Here is a 21866-nt window from a genome sequence, read left to right as displayed (position 1 = left end):
GTATGTGGGAATTTTACTGTCAATACGGTTGAGAAATAAGTTTGAGCCATAGAACTCTTGCCGCTGACTGCTTATTTTAACTGCCAATGACCGAGTGGAACATAGTCAATCCCTGTTTGTGTTGGTTTCGACTGCAACAGAATCCATTCACTGACAGGCCAATGGATAGGATTGATCAGCTCCGTATTGACTGGATGCGAGGCTTTCCGGAAAAGCGTAATGTGTGGTTTGTATACCCGGTGGTCAAATACGAATCCGGCTTCTGACAGAGCTGATTGTAATGCAGCAACCAGATCGAACAGTTCAGCCGGGAATTGCTTCGCGTGGAGGTAAATAATTTGATTGTGTTTCCAGTAGCTGATCTTATTTAAATAAAGCGCAAATTTCTTTGCCGCTATATTTTTCATGATGTGCCGGAGCGTTTCGATGCGCTGAACGCTGACATCACCCAGAAATACCAGCGTGAGGTGAAAATGCGGCATTACGATTTGGCGCCCGCCGCAAATGGGCGCCAGTAATTCGGCCTGGTGCGCCAGCTGTTTTTGTACAAATTTACTGGGAGAAATAGCAAAGAATACACGAATGGATTTTATTTCCGGATCAGTATCTTGTTTAGTCAATCTTGCTTTCCGCGCGGTCAATCAGGCATACGACTTCGGCTGCGATGCCTTCTTTGCGGCCGATCGCACCCAAATGCTCGGCGGTTTTGGCTTTGATATTGATGTTGCGTGCTGAGGTTTGCAGATCTTGCGCAATATTGGCGATCATTGCCGGGATATGCGGCGCCATTTTGGGGGCCTGCGCAATAATGGTTGCATCAAGATTGACGAATTTGTAATGATTATTTTCCAGCAAGTTGTATACATTGCGTAGCAGCACGCGGCTATCAATATTTTTGTAGCGCGGATCGGAGTCGGAAAAGTGTTGTCCGATGTCTCCCAATGCCGCTGCACCCAACAGTGCATCACAGATGGCATGTAATAACACATCCGCATCCGAGTGGCCAAGCAGCCCTTTTTCATGCGGGATCGTAACACCGCCTATGATCAGCTGACGGCCTTCAACCAGTTGATGAACGTCAAAACCTTGTCCTATTCTTATCGTGCTCACGGATGATTCCTTTTTTGTATGATCAATTCGGCCAGAGCCAGATCTTGGGGGAAGGTTACTTTAAAATTGTACGCATCGCTAGGTACCAGTTTGGGATGAAGCCCCAATGCTTCAATGGCGCTGGCATCATCCGTCACATTAATGTTTGTCGCATTTTGCAGTGCCCGGGTGAGCAGTTCATAGCGGAACATTTGTGGTGTTTGTGCCTGCCATAGATTATCGCGAGGTTCAGTTTGTCGCACGTGGTTGTCTGCGGTGCTACGTTTCAGGGTATCGGCTACAGGTACAGCCAATAATCCACCGACTGTGTCACTGGCTAATTCACTGATCAATTTATCCAGTTGATCGGATGTCAAGCAGGGTCTAGCAGCATCGTGCACCAACACCCAGTCTTGTGGATTGATCAGGCCCTGTTGTTGTGCGGCGGTAAGGCCATTGAGCACGCTGTCCGCCCGGGTTGCTCCGCCGCAGTGTAATACCGTTAATTTTTGAGAAAATTCGGACCAATCGTATTGAGACCAGTGAATATCGTCGGGCGCCAGTACGATAAGTACTCCCGCAATCGACCGATTATTACTTAGTGTTTTGATTGCATGATAAATCATCGGCCTGTTGCATAGCGGCAAGTATTGTTTGGGGAGTTCGTTCCCCATACGTGAGCCTGAGCCCGCGGCAGGAATTAAAGCAAAAAATTGGGACATTATTTAAGAAATGATGAGACCAAGTTTAAAAATAAGCTGGTGGATAAAAATGTACGATTAGCTAACTATATATAAGCTGAGCATTATAATTTTTTATTAGCGGCTTGTTTGAAATTGTTACCAATTCGTCTTGCGTGTTATTGGGGATATGTATGCAATGGCTGGATTGACGGAAGGCGCTCGGAACTAAAATCCAGTAAACGGTATAATCAGTAAATTCAAACTAAGGGTGAAATGTATGGAAGCTGAACAAATTAATGCAGTGTCTAATCATCTCCAGGATCTGGGTAATCGTGCTGGTGAATTACGGAGGTTTCTTTGACTTCGATGCTAAACAGACCCGATTAAACGAGTTAACGCGTTTGCTTGAAGATCCGGCAATCTGGAATGACAGTAAGCGTACCCAAGAAATTGGACAAGAAAAAAAGCTATTGGAAGATACTGTGGTGACATTGGTATCGATGGAACAACAGTTGCAGGATGCAGAAGAGTTATTTCAAATTGCGAAGGAAGAAAATGATGAAGCGGCGCTTGAGAGTATTGCCGTTGATGTCAATAAGGTAGAGCAGGTCATTGCGAATCTGGAATTTCGCCGTATGTTTTCCGATCCGATGGATCCGAAGAATTGTTTTGTGGATATTCAATCGGGTTCGGGAGGAACAGAAGCGCAAGATTGGGCGGCCATGCTTGAGCGCATGTATCTGCGCTATTGTGAGAGGCAAGGGTGGACAGTTGAAGTGTTGGAAGAGTCACCAGGGGATATTGCCGGCATCAAGAGTGCTACCTTGAAAGTGACAGGTGAATATGTGTATGGATACTTGCGCACTGAAACGGGTGTGCACCGTTTGGTTAGAAAATCACCGTTTGACTCAGGTAATCGTCGTCATACCTCATTTGCAAGTGTTTTTGTTTATCCGGAAGTAGACGACACGATAGAAATTGAAATTAACCCGGCTGATTTGCGCATAGATACATTCCGCGCATCGGGTGCGGGAGGTCAACATATCAATAAAACCGATTCCGCTATCCGGATTACCCACAACCCGACGGGGATCGTCGTGCAATGTCAAAGCGGGCGTTCGCAACATCGGAACAAAGCGGATGCCATGGTTATGCTGAAATCGCGTTTGTATGAAGCGGAGTTGCGTAAACGTAACGAAGAAAAGCAAGCTATAGAAGAAACGAAAACAGATATAGGCTGGGGCCATCAAATCAGATCTTATGTATTAGATCAGTCGCGCATAAAAGATTTGAGGACAAATATTGAAATTGGTAACACACAAAGTGTTTTAGATGGAGATTTGAACAGCTTCATTGAGGCGAGCCTTAAACAGGGTGTGAAATAAAAAAATTTAATAAAAAATTGAGTAAATTAAATAACTGTATTAAAAGGGATTTTGTTGTAGTATGGGCTTCGTGACGTTATTTAATTAAAATTATCTACAGAAATTGCTTGATCGGTTTTTTAGACTCTGTATAATTCCGCTTCTCGCTACTGCGCAACACAAAAAACAAGTAGCAACGCTCTTTAAAAAAATACAATCGATAGGTGTGAGTACTTAAATTGAGAGCAGATTCGAAAGAATCGAAAAATTTAAATATTCGCAAGAAATAAGTAGATATTGGTTTTTATTAATCAACATCATAATACGTCAAGCGAAAGTTTTACCAGAATTAAACTTAAGAGTTTGATCCTGGCTCAGATTGAACGCTGGCGGCATGCTTTACACATGCAAGTCGAACGGCAGCACGGGTGCTTGCACCTGGTGGCGAGTGGCGGACGGGTGAGTAATGCATCGGAACGTGTCCTAAAGTGGGGGATAACGCATCGAAAGATGTGCTAATACCGCATATTCTCTGAGGAGGAAAGTAGGGGATCGAAAGACCTTATGCTTTTGGAGCGGCCGATGTCTGATTAGCTAGTTGGTAAGGTAATGGCTTACCAAGGCGACGATCAGTAGTTGGTCTGAGAGGACGACCAGCCACACTGGGACTGAGACACGGCCCAGACTCCTACGGGAGGCAGCAGTGGGGAATTTTGGACAATGGGCGCAAGCCTGATCCAGCAATGCCGCGTGAGTGAAGAAGGCCTTCGGGTTGTAAAGCTCTTTCAGTTGAAAAGAAAAAGCCGTGACTAATAATCATGGTTCATGACGGTATCAACAGAAGAAGCACCGGCTAACTACGTGCCAGCAGCCGCGGTAATACGTAGGGTGCAAGCGTTAATCGGAATTACTGGGCGTAAAGGGTGCGCAGGCGGTTCTGTAAGTCAGATGTGAAATCCCCGGGCTTAACCTGGGAACTGCGTTTGAAACTGCAGAGCTAGAGTGCGGCAGAGGGAGGTGGAATTCCATGTGTAGCAGTGAAATGCGTAGAGATATGGAAGAACATCGATGGCGAAGGCAACCTCCTGGGCTAGCACTGACGCTCATGCACGAAAGCGTGGGGAGCAAACAGGATTAGATACCCTGGTAGTCCACGCCCTAAACTATGTCAACTAGTTGTCGGGCCTTAATAGGCTTGGTAACGTAGCTAACGCGTGAAGTTGACCGCCTGGGGAGTACGGTCGCAAGATTAAAACTCAAAGGAATTGACGGGGACCCGCACAAGCGGTGGATTATGTGGATTAATTCGATGCAACGCGAAAAACCTTACCTACCCTTGACATGTCAGAAAATTTTCAGAGATGAATTTGTGCCCGAAAGGGAATCTGAACACAGGTGCTGCATGGCTGTCGTCAGCTCGTGTCGTGAGATGTTGGGTTAAGTCCCGCAACGAGCGCAACCCTTGTCATTAATTGCCATCATTTGGTTGGGCACTTTAATGAGACTGCCGGTGATAAACCGGAGGAAGGTGGGGATGACGTCAAGTCCTCATGGCCCTTATGGGTAGGGCTTCACACGTAATACAATGGCGCGTACAGAGGGTTGCCAACCCGCGAGGGGGAGCTAATCTCAGAAAGCGCGTCGTAGTCCGGATCGGAGTCTGCAACTCGACTCCGTGAAGTTGGAATCGCTAGTAATCGCGGATCAGCATGTCGCGGTGAATACGTTCCCGGGTCTTGTACACACCGCCCGTCACACCATGGGAGTGGGTTTCACCAGAAGCAGGTAGTCTAACCGCAAGGAGGGCGCTTGCCACGGTGAGGTTCATGACTGGGGTGAAGTCGTAACAAGGTAGCCGTAGGGGAACCTGCGGCTGGATCACCTCCTTTCAAGAGTATCTCTTTTAAGTACTCACAACCTATCGATTGTTTATGGACAAGATTTAAAATCAAAAGCTTGTGCTGATGTTTGAGTGGGATTTGGGCTCATCAAGGGTCTGTAGCTCAGTTGGTTAGAGCACACGCTTGATAAGCGTGGGGTCGGTGGTTCAAGTCCACCCAGACCCACCATATTTGGGGGTGTAGCTCAGCTGGGAGAGCACCTGCTTTGCAAGCAGGGGGTCATCGGTTCGATCCCGTTCACCTCCACCAATTTATAGTTACTATATTTAAGTAAACTATTATTTTGTCATCATGAGCTTATGTAATAAATTTCTTGTCTGTCGAAATTAATTTCGTTCTTTAAAAATTTGGAAAAAGTAAAATATTTATTTGTGTTAAATAATTGTGAATTTTTTATTATTTATGAAATAAATTATGGGTTAGATTGTATCTAAAAAATAATGCAACAAGTAGTAGAAACTACAACTTTAATAAGTTATTAAAGTTATAGGATCAAGTGAATAAGTGCATGTGGTGGATGCCTTGGCGATTACAGGCGATGAAGGACGTGGAAGCCTGCGAAAAGCTTCGGGGAGCTGGCAAACGAGCTATGATCCGGAGATATCCGAATGGGGAAACCTGACTCTTGCTTAATTAGTTTTGCTACGATATAAGAGTAAAATTAATTGAGCAAGAGTCAACCTTGGCTGAATATATAGGCTGAGTGTGGCGAACCTGGAGAACTGAAACATCTAAGTATCCAGAGGAAAAGAAATCAACCGAGATTCCCAAAGTAGTGGCGAGCGAACTGGGAGCAGCCTTCAATATTTAATATTTGAATTAGTCAAATTTTCTGGAAAGTTAAACCATAGTGGGTGATAGTCCCGTAGGCGAAAATTCAAATATAGAACTAAGATTGAGATAAGTAGAGCGGGACACGTGAAATCCTGTTTGAAGATAGGGGGACCATCCTCTAAGGCTAAATACTCGTAATCGACCGATAGTGAACCAGTACCGTGAGGGAAAGGCGAAAAGAACCCCGGAAGGGGAGTGAAATAGATCCTGAAACCGCATGCATACAAACAGTGGGAGCCCGTAAGGGTGACTGCGTACCTTTTGTATAATGGGTCAGCGACTTACATTCAGTAGCAAGCTTAACCGAATAGGGGAGGCGCAGCGAAAGCGAGTCTTAATAGGGCGTATAGTTGCTGGGTGTAGACCCGAAACCAGATGATCTACTCATGGCCAGGATGAAGCGAGGGTAACACCTCGTGGAGGTCCGAACCCACTAATGTTGAAAAATTAGGGGATGAGCTGTGGGTAGGGGTGAAAGGCTAAACAAATCTGGAAATAGCTGGTTCTCTCCGAAAACTATTTAGGTAGTGCCTCATGTATCACCTTTGGGGGTAGAGCACTGTTATGGCTAGGGGGTCATTGAGACTTACCAAACCATTGCAAACTCCGAATACCAAAGAGTGCGAGCATGGGAGACAGACATCGGGTGCTAACGTCCGGTGTCAAAAGGGAAACAACCCAGACCCTCAGCTAAGGTCCCCAAGACACAATTAAGTGGGAAACGAAGTGGGAAGGCATAGACAGTCAGGAGGTTGGCTTAGAAGCAGCCACCCTTTAAAGAAAGCGTAATAGCTCACTGATCGAGTCGTCCTGCGCGGAAGATGTAACGGGGCTCAAATTGTGCACCGAAGCTAGGGATTTACATTTTATGTAGATGGTAGGAGAGCGTTCCGTAAGCCTGTGAAGGTGGTTTGTAAAGACTGCTGGAGGTATCGGAAGTGCGAATGCTGACATGAGTAGCGATAAAGGGAGTGAAAGACTCCCTCGCCGAAAACCCAAGGTTTCCTGTGCAACGTTAATCGGCGCAGGGTGAGTCGGCCCCTAAGGTGAGGCAGAAATGCGTAACTGATGGGAAACTGGTTAAAATTCCAGTACCTTTGTTCAATGCGATGTGGGGACGAAGAAGGTTAGCTCAGCCGGGTGTTGGATGTCCCGGTTCAAGCGTGTAGATGTGCTGTTTAGGTAAATCCGAGCGGCTTAGTTGAGACGTGATAACGCAACACTCTTCGGAGTGCCAAGTGAGTGATACCATGCTTCCAGGAAAAGCCACTAAGCTTCAGTTGAATAGAGACCGTACCGTAAACCAACACAGGTGGGTAGGATGAGAATTCTAAGGCGCTTGAGAGAACTCAGGAGAAGGAACTCGGCAAAATAGCACCGTAACTTCGGGAAAAGGTGTGCCCTTTGTATGTGTAGCGCCTCGCGCGTGAAGCAGAACAGGGTTGCAATGAATTGGTGGCTGCGACTGTTTAATAAAAACATAGCACTCTGCAAACACGTAAGTGGACGTATAGAGTGTGACGCCTGCCCGGTGCCGGAAGGTTAAATGATGGGGTGCAAGCTCTTGATTGAAGCCCCGGTAAACGGCGGCCGTAACTATAACGGTCCTAAGGTAGCGAAATTCCTTGTCGGGTAAGTTCCGACCTGCACGAATGGCGTAACGATGGCCACACTGTCTCCTCCTGGGACTCAGCGAAGTTGAAATGTTTGTGAAGATGCAATCTCCCCGCGGCTAGACGGAAAGACCCCGTGCACCTTTACTGTAGCTTTACATTGGACTTTGATAACACTTGTGTAGGATAGGTGGGAGGCTTTGAAGTGGATTCGCTAGAATTCATGGAGCCATCCTTGAAATACCACCCTGGTGTTGTTGAGGTTCTAACCTAAATCCATTATCTGGATTGGGGACCGTGTATGGTAGGCAGTTTGACTGGGGCGGTCTCCTCCCAAATTGTAACGGAGGAGTACGAAGGTACGCTAGGTACGGTCGGAAATCGTGCTGATAGTGCAATGGCAAAAGCGTGCTTAACTGCGAGACTGACAAGTCGAGCAGGTGCGAAAGCAGGTCATAGTGATCCGGTGGTTCTGTATGGAAGGGCCATCGCTCAACGGATAAAAGGTACGCCGGGGATAACAGGCTGATTCCTCCCAAGAGTTCATATCGACGGGGGAGTTTGGCACCTCGATGTCGGCTCATCACATCCTGGGGCTGTAGCCGGTCCCAAGGGTATGGCTGTTCGCCATTTAAAGTGGTACGTGAGCTGGGTTTAAAACGTCGTGAGACAGTTTGGTCCCTATCTGCCGTGGGCGTTGGAAGTTTGAGAGGACCTGCTCCTAGTACGAGAGGACCGGAGTGGACGCACCTCTGGTGTACCGGTTATGACGCCAGTCGTATCGCCGGGTAGCTATGTGCGGACGAGATAACCGCTGAAAGCATCTAAGCGGGAAACTCTCCTCAAGATAAGACTTCCCGAGGGTATAACCCTCCTAAAGGTTCGTCGAAGACTACGACGTTGATAGGTCGGGTGTGGAAGCATAGTAATATGTTAAGCTAACCGATACTAATTGACCGTGAGGCTTGATCCTATAACTTTGATAATTTATGTTATTGATATATTCTGATCCAATTTACTTTTTCCTTTTTGAATAATATTTGTTTAATATTATTCAGTGTCAAGTTACGCTTGGCGGCCATAGCACTTTGGACCCACCTCTTCCCATCCCGAACAGAACCGTGAAACGAAGCTGCGCCGATGATAGTGTGCATTCGCATGTGAAAGTAGGTTACCGCCAGGCACTCTTATTTAGAGACCTCTCATCAATATTGATTTGATGAGAGGTTTTCTATTTTATGCTTAAAGAATTTGTAACACTTTAATTTTCTACAATATTTTTATTGACTGAAAATAGTCGACAAAAATTCTCTTAATATCAAATTGCAATTATTTGCATTATTTTCAATAATATTCATTTCTGATTTGAGTGGGCGGCTATGAGTGAGTCTGAAGTTAAAAAAGATGATTGGGAAAGAGATCTAATTGAAAATCTTGCTTTGGCATCTCTTCGTGAGCAGCGCCGCACGCGCAATTGGGGGATATTTTTTAAGCTAATTACTTTTTTGTATCTGTTCATTTTGTTATTTTTCGCCTTAGGCTGGATAGAAGACGGTAGAGTTCGTATTGCCGAAAAGCATACAGCACTGATTGATTTACGCGGCATGATTACTCCCGATAGCATGAGTAATGCTGATAAAGTTAATGCCAGTCTACGCTCAGCGTTTCAAGATAAAAATACTAAAGGTGTAGTATTACGCATAAATAGCCCTGGAGGAAGCCCGGTTCAAGCTGGATATATCAATGATGAAATACGCCGCTTGCGAACCAAATATCCGGATATACCGCTTTATGCAGTGGTTGGAGACATTTGTGCTTCGGGTGGATATTATGTGGCTGTGGCTGCTGATAAAATTTTTGTTGATAAAGCCAGCTTGATTGGTTCAATTGGTGTGCTGATAGATGGCTTCGGCTTTACCGGCACCTTAGAAAAACTAGGTATTGAAAGGCGATTGCTTACTGCCGGTGAGAATAAAAATTTCCTGGATCCTTTTGCACCTTTAGATCCTATACAAAAGGAACATGCGACACATTTATTGCGTGAAATTCACGAGCAATTCATTCAGGTAGTAAAACAAGGTCGAGGTGAACGTTTAAAAGATGCTCCGGAAATATTCAGCGGAATTGTGTGGACAGGTCAAAAAAGCATTGATTTAGGGCTAGCCGATGAAATGGGCAATGCCGAATATGTCGCACGGGAAATTATTCAAGCAGAAGTTTTGGTTGATTTTACGCCGCATGAAGGTTTGTCGGACTTGTTCAGTAAACGATTTGGTCAAATCGTTTTTAATATGCTTTCCGACTATGTGCTAACAATGCGCTAAGAGCAAATTTTTTTGCTTGATCATTTTCTTCAAATTATTCACTGAGCAGTTCTGTTAGTGTTCGTGCTGTTCCGGTTTGCCATGATGGCAAAATAAGACCAAAAGTTTTTGTCAGTTTTTCAATATTGAGACGAGAATTGAACGGACGTTTTGCAGGCAGAGGAAAATCACTGCTAGGAATAGGTTGCAATGCAGTGGATTGGATTTTGAGCTGATAATTCATGCGTTCTGCATTTTCCAGAATAAATTTAGCAAACCCATACCATGAAGTGCTTCCAGTAGCAGTTAAGTGATATAAACCGGAGACCTCGGGTTTTTGCTTAACCATGCGCAATGCATGAGCGGTAATATCTGCAATTAGCTCTGCTCCGGTTGGTGAGCCGACTTGATCATCCACGATGGTCAATTTATCGCGCTGCTGCGCCAAGCGGAGTATCGTTTTTATGAAATTATTTCCATGAGCGGCATAGACCCAGCTGGTACGAAAAATCAAATGTGAGCAGCCGGAAGTGAGGATATTTTTCTCACCCTCCAATTTAGATTTACCATAGACGTTGAGCGGATCGCAATCATCAGTTTCAAGATAGGGTTGACTGCTATGTCCATTGAAGACGTAATCGGTTGAGTAGTGGATGAGCCATGCGTTGAGTCTTTTTGCCTCTTGTGCCAGCACAGCAGGTGCTTGAGCATTGAGCGCATAAGCCCGTTCAGGCTCACTTTCTGCTTTGTCGACGGCAGTATAAGCTGCTGCATTGACGATAATATCGGGCGAGATTAGCCGCAGGGTTTGTTGTATACCGGCGAAATCGGTCAAGTCACCGCAAAATTCTTCACTGCTTGAACTTAATGCGATTAATTCACCCAGCGGTGCGAGACTGCGCTGCAATTCCCATCCGACTTGGCCGTTTTTGCCGAATAATAGAATTTTCATGACTGCAATCCGGCGTAATGCGTTTTGATCCATTCCTGGTAAGCACCGGTTTGCACATCAGTTACCCATTGCCGGTTGTTCAAGTACCATTGGATCGTTTTTCGTATGCCGGTAGCGAATGTTTCGACCGGTCTCCAGTCGAGTTCGCGTTCGATTTTCGTCGCATCAATGGCATAGCGTCTGTCGTGTCCTGGCCGATCCTGAACGTACGTGATGAGGTTATGAAAATTTGCGCTGGGATAAGATTCTTCTAGTAGGCTGCAGATGGTCTGCACAATTTCAATATTAGGCTTCTCGTTCCAGCCGCCTATATTATAAGTTTCTCCCGGAGTGCCGCGCTCCAATACACGCCGGATCGCACTGCAATGATCGGCAACATAGAGCCAGTCACGTACTTGTTGACCATCTCCATATACCGGTAAGGATTTTCCTGCTAATGCATTCACGATCATTAAAGGAATCAATTTTTCCGGAAACTGGAACGGGCCATAATTGTTAGAACAATTGGTGGTCAGTATGGGTAACCCATAGGTATGGTGATAGGCGCGCACTAAGTGATCGCTGGCTGCTTTGCTGGCTGAATGGGGGCTATTGGGTTCATAACGATGCGCTTCGGTAAATGCAGGTTCATTTTTTCTCAATGAACCGTAAACCTCATCGGTTGAAACATGAAGAAAACGGAAACTTTGTTTTGCAGCGGATTCCAGCTCGCGCCAATAGGCATGTGTTGCTTCCAATAAGCGAAACGTACCCAGGATATTGGTTTGAATAAAATCTTCCGGTCCGAGAATGGAGCGGTCGACATGACTTTCAGCTGCCAGGTTAAGGATTGCGCGCGGATGGTACTGAGTCAGCAATTGTGAAACCAATTGGGTATCACCGATATCGCCTTTAACAAATATATGCCGAGAATCTTGAGACAATGGCGCTAAATTTTGTAAATTCCCGGCATAAGTCAATTTATCAAGATTGATGATCTGCTCATCCGATTGTGCCAACCAATCGAGAATAAAATTACTGCCAATAAATCCTGCGCCTCCCGTGACTAAAATCATGCAATTTTCCAGTTGAGTAAATCGGTAATCTGAATTCCGGTCTTGTTCATGCGGAATCCCACAGCGGTAAAATCCCCGTTTCTCCCGATTTTACTTGAAATTCACAATCGATGCCGATTCCCGGAACCCATACCAGTTGTTCACCGCAGAACAGTAGCGGTAGAGTATTGCGTTGCCAGGGCGGGATGGATGCTTCTTGCAGTAAGTTTTTCAAGCTTCTGCGCGGGCGATTGCAAGCTGGCATGAAACGTTCGCCACCCTGCCGGGAACGGACGGTTACCGGTGCACTTGATAATTTTTGTTGGTTGATACCTTGATCCTTTACGTGCATAAAGCGGATGCTGCCGCTCAGATTCCGCAGTGCTAAACACGATTCTCCCTGCCATGTGCATTGTTCCGGATTTTGCGGTGAAGATTGCTTAGGCAGGATATGAACGGCACCTTTGAAACAACGAATTTCGCTATGACCAAAAACGATATGGAGGCGGTTGTCCTTATTCGCGGACAAAAGCTGATTCACAATATCTTCCAATTTTGCCGTGCTGGGAAGTAGCGCACCCTGTTGCGACAACCTATAGCGTAGGAGATTTTTTGCACGCGCAAAACTGAGCTTGCGCATGCGCTCGACTTGCAGCAAGCCGGAGACAACACAATTTTCACTGTCCATTGCAGCCAGTTCGTCCAGTAATAACGATGCTTCAGACAGGTGACGGCTGGTGCGCAGCAATGTTTTCGGATAACTGGGATAGCGTTTCTTCAGTATGGGCAGAATCTCGTGCCGCAGGAAATTCCGATTGAAACCAGTGTCGTCATTGCTTTCGTCGTTGATCCAGGTTAATTGATTTTTATGAGCGTAGGCTTCGATTCTACTCCGGGAGATTTCCAATAGCGGGCGCAGAATTTGCGGCGCGGTATCGGAATCTTGCTTTCTGATCAGCGGCATCGCGCTCAACCCGCGGATTCCAGCGCCGCGAAATAATTGCAGTAGCAGTGTTTCGGCCTGATCGTCCAAGTGTTGTGCAACAACCACGTAATCCGCATGCATACGGCTGAAGATGCGATAACGTTCTTCCCGGGCAATGGCTTCAAGGCTAACCCCGGCTTCTTTTTTTATTTGCAGAGAAGCTACGTGGATCGAAACACCATAAGCTGCGCAGAGATTGCTGCAAAAATTGCTCCAACCGGCTGCATTGCGGCTGATACCATGATTTACATGCACAGCGGAAAGCGTAAAGGGTATCTGTTGGGATAATTGAGCGAGTATATCCAGTAACACGACTGAATCGATACCGCCGCTTAGTGCAATGGTGAGATGATCGCCTGGTTTGATATACGCGAGTAATACTACTTCAGCGTCACCTAGCAGGCTATTCGATTTTGACTTCCTTGAATGAGCCATATGCCATAAGCCGGTCCAGACGTTTTGCCAGAAGCGTTTCACTGGAATGATCCTGAAATTTGCGCAGTGATTCCTGCAACACGGTTTTTACCGATTGCATGATGGCCGGGTAATCCCGGTGGGCGCCCCCGATCGGTTCCGTAATGATGCTGTCGATCAAATTCATTGCTTTCAAGCGGTCGGCGGTAATACCCATGATTTCTGCAGCTTCCGGTGCTTTGTCGGCACTTTTCCATAAAATGGAGGCGCAGCCTTCCGGTGATATGACGGAATAGGTGGCATACTGTAGCATGTGTATCACATCACCAACGGCAACAGCTAAAGCACCGCCGGAACCACCTTCACCAATAACGATGCAGATAATGGGAATTTTTAATTCCGCCAGGACATAAAGATTTCTGCCGATGGCTTCGGATTGTCCGCGCTCTTCCGCATCAATGCCGGGATATGCGCCGGGTGTATCGATAAAAGTAATCAGCGGAATCGAAAATTTTTCTGCCAAGCGCATTAAGCGCAATGCTTTGCGATAACCTTCCGGTTTCGGCATGCCAAAGTTGCGGTAGATTTTTTCCCGGGTGTCACGCCCTTTCTGATGGCCGATCACCATAACGGTCTGGCCGTTAAATCGCGCCAAACCGCCGACAATCGCATGATCATCCGAGAAATTCCGGTCACCATGCAGTTCTTCGAAGTCGGTAAATAGATGTTCTATATAGTCCAATGTATAAGGACGTTGCGGATGACGGGCTACTTGCGAGATCTGCCAGGGTGTCAGTTTTGCGTATACATTTTTTGTCAGAGATTGGCTTTTTGCTTGTAAGCGTGCAATTTCAGCGGAGATATCCAAGGCCGAATCATCTTGCGCAAAGCGTAATTCCTCAATTTTTGATTCAAATTCTGCGATATTTTGCTCAAATTCCAGAAAAGTGATTTTCATGTGGGCTAAGATATAATCCTAAAAACGAAATGATACAGGATTTGCGGCTAAATCTGCACCGCCGGATGCAGCAAAATCTTGGTTAGCGCGACCTGAGCATGGTACGTTTTAATTCAACTTGTCTGTTCAATGGACATTCTTTTTCAATGTAATAAGGCCGACGGGCCGTTTGGATGATATGAGGGTTTTTTATGAACCGGCGCATTTTTCTGCAACGGATGAGCGTATTGGCAGCGTTACCTGCCGTTTCGCTGATGTGGTCGTTGCGGCTCGCAGCAACAGGTATCAGTCCGGTGATTGTGCCGCTCAATAAGCCGCACGAAGCATGGCGCGGATTAGTGGCTCCGGAAGCTTACCGGATTTTGTTTGAAGAAGAAACCGAAGAGCCCGGTAGTAGTGAATTGAATAGCGAAGAGCGAGACGGGACATTTATTTGTGCCGCCTGTTACTTACCGCTGTTTGAGAGCCGGAATAAATATGAAAGCGGAAGCGGCTGGCCAAGTTTTACGCAACCGATTGCCGGGCATGTCGGCACCAAAGCGGATTATCAGTTAATTTTTCTGCGTACCGAGTATCATTGCGCGCGTTGCGAAGGGCATCAAGGACATGTTTTTAAAGATGGTCCGCCGCCCAAAGGGGAGCGCTGGTGCAATAACGGATTGGCGCTGAAATTCGTACTGCACACAGAATCATTGCCGGCATTGAGAAACTGAGAAACTGAGAAATGATAAAGGAATTGAACATCAGTAAGACAAAAACTATCTCATTGGGTGATGTGACCCCGAAGAATTTTTTGCGCGATTACTGGCAGAAGCAGCCTCTGCTGGTGAGAAATGCTTTACCGGGTTTTAATGGCTTACTAACACGCGAAGAATTGATGGCATTGGCGTGTGATGAAGATGCGCAGTCCCGTCTTGTCATACAGAGAAGCGGCAAATGGCATCTTACGCATGGTCCGTTAAGTGATCATGATTTGGCAAAGTTGCCTAAAAAACAATGGACATTGCTCGTGCAAGATGTGAATCATTTTCTTGCCCCGGCGCGCGATTTGTTATCAAAATTTCGCTTCATACCGCACGCCCGGCTGGATGATTTGATGGTGAGTTATGCCCCTAAGGGCGGCGGGATTGGCCCGCATTTCGATTCCTATGACGTGTTTTTATTGCAAGGGATGGGTTCCAGACGGTGGCAGATATCTGCGCAACTGGATGATGAATTTATCGCCGATGCGCCGCTCAGGATTTTGAAGAATTTTCAACCCGAGCAGGAATGGGTGCTAAACCCCGGTGATATGCTCTATTTGCCGCCTAAATACGCGCATAACGGTATTGCCGTGGATGATTGCATGACATATTCCATTGGCTTCCGTGCTCCGAGTCAGCAAGAATTGATAACGCAATTTCTCGTTCATTTGCAGGATACTATTTTAACGGATGGCTGGTATTCCGATCCTGATTTGCAATGGCAATCGCACCCTTCAAAAATTAGTGCTGCAATGCAATCCCAGGTTAATTCAGTCTTGAAGAAGATTAACTGGGGGCGTGATGACATCGAGGATTTTCTGGGTATTTATCTCTCGGAACCTAAATCACATGTTTTCTTTGCGCAGCCCGCTAAACTATCGTCATTGCGTGTTTTTCTCAAGCGAATTAAAGAAAATGGAGTGCAGCTGGATTTAAAAAGCAGAATGTTAAGCGGCCGTGATAAATTTTTTATTAACGGTGAGACTGTTAAGGTCGGTGCTGATGCATACAAGACATTGATTGAGTTAGCTGATAATTATGAATTGTCGCCCGCTTGCGAGATGGATAAAGAAACCGAAAATATTCTTTATCAGTGGTATGTCAGTGGTTATATTCGAGATAAAAACTAAGCGCTGTCTAAAGTAAAGTTTTTGTTCAATCGTTTTTGTTCAATCGAGTTGCTAGCTAATCTTCTCTGAAATAACCTGTAATAAATTGTATTAATTGAATAATTCATGGAAATGGGACGGAGTTTCATGAATCAAATTTGTATAATCGGATGAGTTCGATTATGCTATCGCACGTAAATCAAAACTAAGAAAATGGGAGATTGAATGTTTAGATTTTCACTTGTAGTAATCGCTTTTGCTATATTGACATTAAGTGCTTGTGAAGGAAAGAAAAGTCTTGATGGTTATCCAATGGATAAACCACCTCCATCCGCGTATGGACCTAGAGATTCTGAACCTCAAGAATTAAAATAAAAAGGAATAGCAAAGTTATTGCGAAAATATTATCGCAGTAATCTTCAAAAAGCTGTTTAGAAATGCGCTTTTTGAGTCACAGATTCTCGCAAGGAAATTTGTGACTTGCTGATTGATTATAGAAAGATAAATTTACTGGATATTGTTGGCGGTTTGTTTTTTTGTACATCAATCAAAATCTCTGGTTTCCATTTTCTCACTGCTATACTCAAGTAACAGGAAATGGATTTGCAGAAAGCAGGGATCATTTAGATATTTTTATTGTCCGGATGATTAAAACCTGAATGGCAGATATGAATGGATTCTTTCGGCTAAGTAACATGCTTGAAAGATGAGTTAAATTTTTTATATACTGCGTTGTTTATTTTAAGAACTTTTTATAAGGAAAATCATATGAAATATGCTCTTCTGGCTGCATTTTTACTATCTTTAACTTTATCAGCGTGTGGTGGAAAACCTAGCCAAGCACTGCCTGAAACTGAAAAAGCAAACTACGAAAAAATCATGAGTGGTGGGGAAGCAGATAGTAAAAAATAATTCTTCTGTTTGGAAGGATTAAATAAAAAACCGCCTTCGGGCGGTTTTTTATTTATAAACTTGTTTCTATTTTTTGTACTCTTCTTTTGTTACTTTGATAAGAACAGCTAAAAAACTAACTCTTCAAGAATCTGATCTGGGCTTCATTGCTCTTGCTATTTAAGCTGCTCATGCAATAGTTTCAAAATGCGGCTTGCGGTGGCAGAGCCTACGGCTGTTCCATCGTCATTCAGCAAAGTGACATTACTGGTGTTTGTGCCGGTGTTGTGTACCTGTATACGGTACTTCTCGGCTTTTGCGCTATCTTTATCCCCGCTACGCCAGAACATAATATTGGAAAGAATACCTTCGTCATCACCTTTTTTCTTACTGTCTTTGTCAGGGCTAACGTAACGTACAAAATAGATGCCTTGCTCCCGATTGCGATCCTCAACAGTAAAGCCAATTCGATCCAGCGCTAGGCCGACTCGCCGCCATGACCGGTCAAATGCTTCGTTAACGACCAGCGAAGTGCCCTCTGAGTTGATGAATGCGCGTTCCGTGGTCGAACTCCTGCCGGTGGTTAACTCCAGTTTTGCTTTTTGTTCTTCGACACCGAAGCGCATCATCAAGCGGGATAGCATTTCGGCTTCCAAATCAGGATCGGCCGGGCGTGGTTGCCAGACTGTGCGGTTGAGACTACCGCCTTCCAGTACTTCAGTCATACCGCGATGGCTGATATAGACCTCAGTGCTGGTGTCGTTGCGTTCCAGCCGGGTACGGAATTTGTCGCGTTCAGCGGTTGAATAAATACTATCCAGAAAGGTGGAGAGAAAAGTACGAATAATATCTTGTGGAATCTTGGCGCGATTCTCAGCCCAATCAGTTTCCATAATACCGGCTTCAGGAACTTCCATTTTGATCAGGAAACCCAGCTCTTGCCAGAATTCCTTAACCACCGGCCAAACAGCCTCGGGAGGCTGGGGAATGACCAGCCAGCGTTGTGTTCCGGCGCGCTCAATATGCACATTCTGAATGGATAGCGGTATTAAGGAGGAGCTGTCAGTTTTTTGTTGTCCGCCGCGTTCGTTGTTGTAGCTGGAGAAAGTGGTGCTGCCGGATGAATTCGCCTCGGGAATTGCGTAACGCTCATCAATAGCCGGTTGAATCAGGTCGGGCGGTATTTCCAAAGGCGGCAGTTTTCCTGCTGACTTGTAATCGATAGTTTTAGTTTCCGGGAACAGGTCGATCATTTTACAACCTGTACTTGCCAATGAAAGCGTCAATACCAGAGACGGTATGGTGACTTTCCGCCATTTCATTTTTGACATCTTACCTCTTCAAATCGTGGATATTGGCTGATTGCATTGCTTCGCGAATAAGTTGGTGGTACTGGCTGGATAAAGGCGTGAGCGGCAGACGTATTCCAGGGCCGATGAGTCCCATTTGCTCGACAGCCCATTTTACCGGGATAGGATTGGCTTCAACGAACAGATCAAGGTGTAAACGCAAAAGCTTATTATTGAGCGCACGCGCGGTATTGAGGTCGCCTGTAAATGCTGCAACGCACATGTCGTGCATCATCCGGGGCGCTACATTGGCCGTGACTGAAATCACGCCATGCCCGCCCAGCAGCAAAAATGCCAGCCCACTGACATCATCTCCGCTATAAATGAAGAAATCAGATGGCGCGCGTTGTAACAGATCGGAACCTCGTCCGATATCGCCGGTGGCATCTTTAATGCCGACGATGTTGGGAATCTGCGCTAAACGTAACGCCGTATCGTTACGGATATCAGCCACTGTCCGGCCCGGAACGTTATATAAAATGTGCGGGATATCCACGGCCTCGGCGATTGCTTTGAAGTGTTGATACAGTCCTTCCTGCGTCGGCTTGTTGTAATAAGGCGCAACCGAGAGGCAGGCATCAACGCCTGCATTCTTGGCGTAAACCGATAAATCGATCGCTTCTCGTGTTGAATTGGCACCCGTACCGGCAATCACCGGTATGCGTCCGGCTACATGATCGACCGCGGTACGCATCAACAGATGATGTTCCTCAAAATCTACTGTTGGGGATTCGCCTGTCGTACCAACGATGACGACACCGTCGGTACCCTGGTCTATGTGGAAATCGAGCAGAGCGCGGAAGCGATCCAGATCCAATCCATCTTCTTCATCCATCGGGGTGACGATAGCAACCAAGCTACCTTTAAACATGACAATCTATCCGGTAAAAAGAATACATTTTACCCGAATCTCGTCGCGTTTAAGTATATTCACCACGTCTCCCGGTCTATTTTTTCTGGCTGTTCATTTCCAATCCTATTTTGGGATTCACTGATAGCACGCGGTTATCCGCTCACACGCGTGAAACGGATCGTGTCATCGCTGAAATCAACCTTAATAGTATCTTTTGCAACAAATTTTCCTTCCAGAATCTCTTTGGCGAGCGGGTTCTCGATTTGCGTCTGGATCGCGCGTTTTAGAGGACGTGCGCCAAATACTGGGTCAAAACCTGTTTGTGAAATAGAAGACAATGCTGCATCACTGACTTCAAGCTTCATTTCCAGCTTGGCCAATCTTGCTTCAAGGTACTGCAATTGAATCTTCGCAATCGACTGAATATGTCTCTGATCAAGCGCATGGAATACGACCACTTCATCAATGCGATTAATGAATTCCGGGCGGAAGTATGTTTTCACCTCACCCATAACAGCCTGTTTGATAACTTGATAATCGTTCCCGGACATTTCCTGAATCATTTGCGATCCTAAATTGGATGTCATGACGATCACGGTATTTTTAAAATCGACCGTGCGTCCTTGACCATCGGTCATGCGTCCATCGTCGAGTACTTGCAGCAGCACATTAAACACATCCGGATGCGCTTTCTCCACTTCATCCAGCAAGATGACCGCATACGGTTTTCTGCGCACGAGTTCGGTTAAGTAGCCGCCTTCCTCATAGCCGACATAGCCCGGTGGCGCGCCGATCAGGCGTGCGACCGAATGTTTCTCCATGAATTCAGACATATCGACGCGGATTAAGTGATCTTCCGAGTCGAACAAAAATCCGGCCAAGGCTTTGCACAACTCGGTCTTGCCCACGCCGGTAGGGCCCAGGAATAGGAATGATCCGTAAGGCCGGTTGGGATCGGACAGACCGGCGCGGGAACGCCGGATCGCATCCGATACCAGCCGCACGGCTTCATCTTGTCCGACCACGCGGTCATGCAGCTTTTGTTCCATCAGCAGTAGTTTTTCACGTTCTCCCTGCATCATTTTCGATACCGGAATGCCGGTCGCGCGCGATACTACTTCGGCGATCTCTTCCGCGCCAACTTGCGTGCGCAATAACTTAGGCGCATTTGCAGCGCCTGGTTCAGCGCCTTCACTCTGTTGTTTCAGCTGGGATTGCAATTGCGCTTCCAGTTGCGGAAGCCGTCCATACTGCAATTCCGAAACTTTTTGCCAATCGCCTTTGCGGGTGGCCGCTTCGATTTCCAGCTTGATTTTTTCCATTTCTTCTTTGATTTGCTGCGAACCTTGCACCTGGAATTTTTCGGTTTTCCAGATTTCGGCGAGATCGGCATACTCACGTTCTTTTTGTCTTATTTCTTCTTCCAGCAACTGCAGCCGCTTTTGCGATGCTTCGTCTTTTTCTTTTTTGATCGCCTCACGTTCAATCTTGAGTTGGATTAAACGGCGATCCAGTTTATCCAGCGCCTCCGGTTTGGAGTCAATTTCCATGCGGATGCGTGCCGCGGCTTCGTCGATCAGGTCGATTGCTTTGTCCGGCAGAAAACGATCGGTAATGTAACGGTTGGATAATTCCGCAGCTGCGACGATAGCGGGATCGGTGATATCCACGCCATGATGCACTTCGTATTTCTCCTGTAAGCCGCGCAGGATTGCAATGGTGGCTTCCACACTCGGTTCTTCTACCAAGACTTTTTGGAAGCGCCGTTCCAGTGCAGCGTCTTTTTCAATGTATTTGCGGTATTCATCCAAGGTTGTCGCACCGACACAGTGCAATTCTCCGCGCGCCAACGCCGGCTTCAACATGTTGCCCGCATCCATCGCGCCTTCCGCTTTACCGGCACCCACCATGGTATGCAGTTCGTCGATGAAGACAATGGTTTTTCCTTCGTCTTGTGCGAGTTCTTTGAGTACCGATTTGAGGCGTTCCTCGAACTCACCGCGATACTTGGCGCCGGCCAGCAGGGCGGCCATATCCAAAGAGAGAACACGTTTGTCTTTCAAACTTTCCGGCACTTCACCGTTGACTATGCGCTGCGCCAAGCCTTCAACGATGGCGGTTTTTCCCACGCCCGGCTCACCGATCAGCACCGGATTGTTTTTGGTGCGCCGTTGCAATACTTGTACTGCCCGGCGGATTTCATCGTCGCGGCCGATGACCGGATCCAGTTTGCCTTGGCGTGCCCGTTCGGTAAGGTCCAGGGTATATTTTTTTAATGCTTCACGGCTGCTTTCCGCTTCCGCGCTGCTGACCTGTTCGCCGCCACGAATGGCGTTGATGGCGCGTTCCAGTGCTGCGGCATTGGCGCCGTGTTGCTTGAGCAGTGCGCTGATCTCGCCTTTGTCCTGCAAACAAGCGAGCAGGAACATTTCTGAAGCGATGAATTGATCATTGCGTTTTTGCGCTTCCTTATCCGCCAGATTGAGCAGATTATTCAGGGGGCGTGAGATATTGACTTCCCCGCCTGCGTTTTCAACTTTCGGCAGACGCTGCACATTCTGTTTGACGCTCTCCAGCAGCGGCGTGGTATTGACACCGGAGCGTTGCAGTAAAGAAACGGTACTGCCATCGTCTTGTTGCAGTAAAGCTAACAGAAGATGCTGTGGTTCGATGGCCGGATTATCCTGACCGACGGCGATACTCTGCGCATCCGCGAAGGCTTGTTGAAACTTAGTGGTTAGTTTGTCAAAACGCATTAAATTCTCCCATCGTAGGTTGTTATTGCCTACGT

General features: G+C 46.4%; 15 protein-coding genes, 2 tRNA genes and 3 rRNA genes. 10 read left to right on the top strand and 10 right to left on the bottom strand.

The genetic code is table 11. The features are described 5' to 3' along the window. Positions 1–71: 71 nt before the first annotated feature. From thpR to ispD, 3 genes are read right to left on the bottom strand one after another with little or no spacing between them, the layout of a single operon-like run. Positions 72–620, bottom strand: a complete 549-nt coding sequence (thpR, locus tag DU481_RS03430) for an RNA 2',3'-cyclic phosphodiesterase (protein ID WP_350132592.1) — start codon at positions 618–620, stop codon at positions 72–74. Beyond that, complete coding sequence (ispF, locus tag DU481_RS03425; RefSeq protein ID WP_350132590.1) at positions 613–1110, bottom strand: 2-C-methyl-D-erythritol 2,4-cyclodiphosphate synthase; 498 nt, start codon at positions 1108–1110, stop codon at positions 613–615. The genes thpR and ispF overlap by 8 nt, the downstream gene beginning before the upstream one ends. After that, positions 1107–1811, bottom strand: a complete 705-nt coding sequence (ispD, locus tag DU481_RS03420) for a 2-C-methyl-D-erythritol 4-phosphate cytidylyltransferase (RefSeq protein ID WP_350132589.1) — start codon at positions 1809–1811, stop codon at positions 1107–1109. The genes ispF and ispD overlap by 4 nt, the downstream gene beginning before the upstream one ends. Positions 1812–2049: 238 nt before the next feature. Between ispD and prfB the strand changes: the two genes are divergently transcribed. From prfB to DU481_RS03385, 7 genes are all read left to right on the top strand, one after another. Continuing rightward, positions 2050–3157 (top strand): peptide chain release factor 2 gene (gene prfB, locus DU481_RS03415; protein ID WP_121165865.1). Its coding sequence is split into 2 segments (ribosomal slippage): positions 2050–2130 and positions 2132–3157, totalling 1107 coding nucleotides; the frame shifts between segments, so codons are not numbered across the junction. 330 nt (positions 3158–3487) lie between these two features. Further along, positions 3488–5025 (top strand): 16S ribosomal RNA (locus tag DU481_RS03410). Positions 5026–5128: 103 nt separating this feature from the next. Beyond that, positions 5129–5205, top strand: a tRNA-Ile gene (locus DU481_RS03405). A gap of 5 nt (positions 5206–5210) precedes the next feature. Beyond that, a tRNA-Ala gene (locus DU481_RS03400) sits at positions 5211–5286 on the top strand. 241 nt (positions 5287–5527) lie between these two features. Beyond that, positions 5528–8457 (top strand): 23S ribosomal RNA (locus tag DU481_RS03395). Between the two features lie 97 nt (positions 8458–8554). Then, positions 8555–8667, top strand: a 5S ribosomal RNA gene (gene rrf / locus DU481_RS03390). Together the 16S, 23S and 5S rRNA genes with 2 tRNA genes alongside form the textbook arrangement of a ribosomal RNA operon. Positions 8668–8863: 196 nt before the next feature. Beyond that, entirely contained in the window at positions 8864–9808 is a 945-nt protein-coding gene (locus DU481_RS03385; protein WP_350132587.1) for a S49 family peptidase, read from the top strand. A gap of 34 nt (positions 9809–9842) precedes the next feature. Here DU481_RS03385 and rfbD read toward each other — a convergent pair whose 3' ends face one another. The 4 genes from rfbD to DU481_RS03365 are packed head-to-tail and all read right to left on the bottom strand — an operon-like array spanning position 9843 to position 14130. Further along, on the bottom strand, positions 9843–10739 hold the full coding sequence (rfbD, locus tag DU481_RS03380) for a dTDP-4-dehydrorhamnose reductase (protein WP_350132585.1): 897 nt from the start codon (positions 10737–10739) through the stop codon (positions 9843–9845). Next, positions 10736–11794, bottom strand: a complete 1059-nt coding sequence (gene rfbB, locus DU481_RS03375) for a dTDP-glucose 4,6-dehydratase (protein ID WP_350132583.1) — start codon at positions 11792–11794, stop codon at positions 10736–10738. Before rfbB ends, rfbD begins: the two co-directional genes overlap by 4 nt. A gap of 46 nt (positions 11795–11840) precedes the next feature. Continuing rightward, a complete protein-coding gene (tilS, locus tag DU481_RS03370) occupies positions 11841–13235 on the bottom strand; it encodes a tRNA lysidine(34) synthetase TilS (protein ID WP_350132581.1) in 1395 nt (464 codons plus the stop codon). After that, positions 13162–14130, bottom strand: a complete 969-nt coding sequence (locus tag DU481_RS03365) for an acetyl-CoA carboxylase carboxyltransferase subunit alpha (protein WP_350132578.1) — start codon at positions 14128–14130, stop codon at positions 13162–13164. Before DU481_RS03365 ends, tilS begins: the two co-directional genes overlap by 74 nt. Before the next feature lie 191 nt (positions 14131–14321). On the opposite strand from DU481_RS03365, the gene msrB reads away from it, so the two are divergent. From msrB to DU481_RS03350, 3 genes are all read left to right on the top strand, one after another. Then, positions 14322–14843 carry a peptide-methionine (R)-S-oxide reductase MsrB gene (gene msrB, locus DU481_RS03360; protein WP_350132575.1) on the top strand — a complete coding sequence of 174 codons (522 nt, stop codon included), beginning with the start codon at positions 14322–14324 and terminating at the stop codon, positions 14841–14843. 23 nt (positions 14844–14866) lie between these two features. Then, positions 14867–16003 (top strand): JmjC domain-containing protein, encoded by a 1137-nt coding sequence (locus DU481_RS03355; protein WP_350132573.1) that lies wholly within the window; start codon positions 14867–14869, stop codon positions 16001–16003. A gap of 678 nt (positions 16004–16681) precedes the next feature. After that, on the top strand, positions 16682–16894 hold the full coding sequence (locus DU481_RS03350) for a hypothetical protein (protein WP_350132571.1): 213 nt from the start codon (positions 16682–16684) through the stop codon (positions 16892–16894). Positions 16895–17049: 155 nt separating this feature from the next. On the opposite strand, the gene bamC is transcribed toward DU481_RS03350, so the two are convergent. From bamC to clpB, 3 genes are all read right to left on the bottom strand, one after another. After that, positions 17050–18204 carry an NlpB/DapX family lipoprotein gene (gene bamC / locus DU481_RS03345; RefSeq protein WP_350132568.1) on the bottom strand — a complete coding sequence of 385 codons (1155 nt, stop codon included), beginning with the start codon at positions 18202–18204 and terminating at the stop codon, positions 17050–17052. A gap of 1 nt (position 18205) precedes the next feature. Continuing rightward, positions 18206–19093 (bottom strand): 4-hydroxy-tetrahydrodipicolinate synthase, encoded by an 888-nt coding sequence (gene dapA, locus DU481_RS03340; protein ID WP_350132565.1) that lies wholly within the window; start codon positions 19091–19093, stop codon positions 18206–18208. 134 nt (positions 19094–19227) lie between these two features. After that, positions 19228–21831 carry an ATP-dependent chaperone ClpB gene (clpB, locus tag DU481_RS03335; RefSeq protein WP_350132563.1) on the bottom strand — a complete coding sequence of 868 codons (2604 nt, stop codon included), beginning with the start codon at positions 21829–21831 and terminating at the stop codon, positions 19228–19230. Positions 21832–21866: the final 35 nt, after the last annotated feature.

Source organism: Nitrosomonas sp., from assembly GCF_040240425.1.
Classification (GTDB): domain Bacteria; phylum Pseudomonadota; class Gammaproteobacteria; order Burkholderiales; family Nitrosomonadaceae; genus Nitrosomonas.
This window is presented reverse-complemented; position numbering and strand designations above follow the sequence as displayed.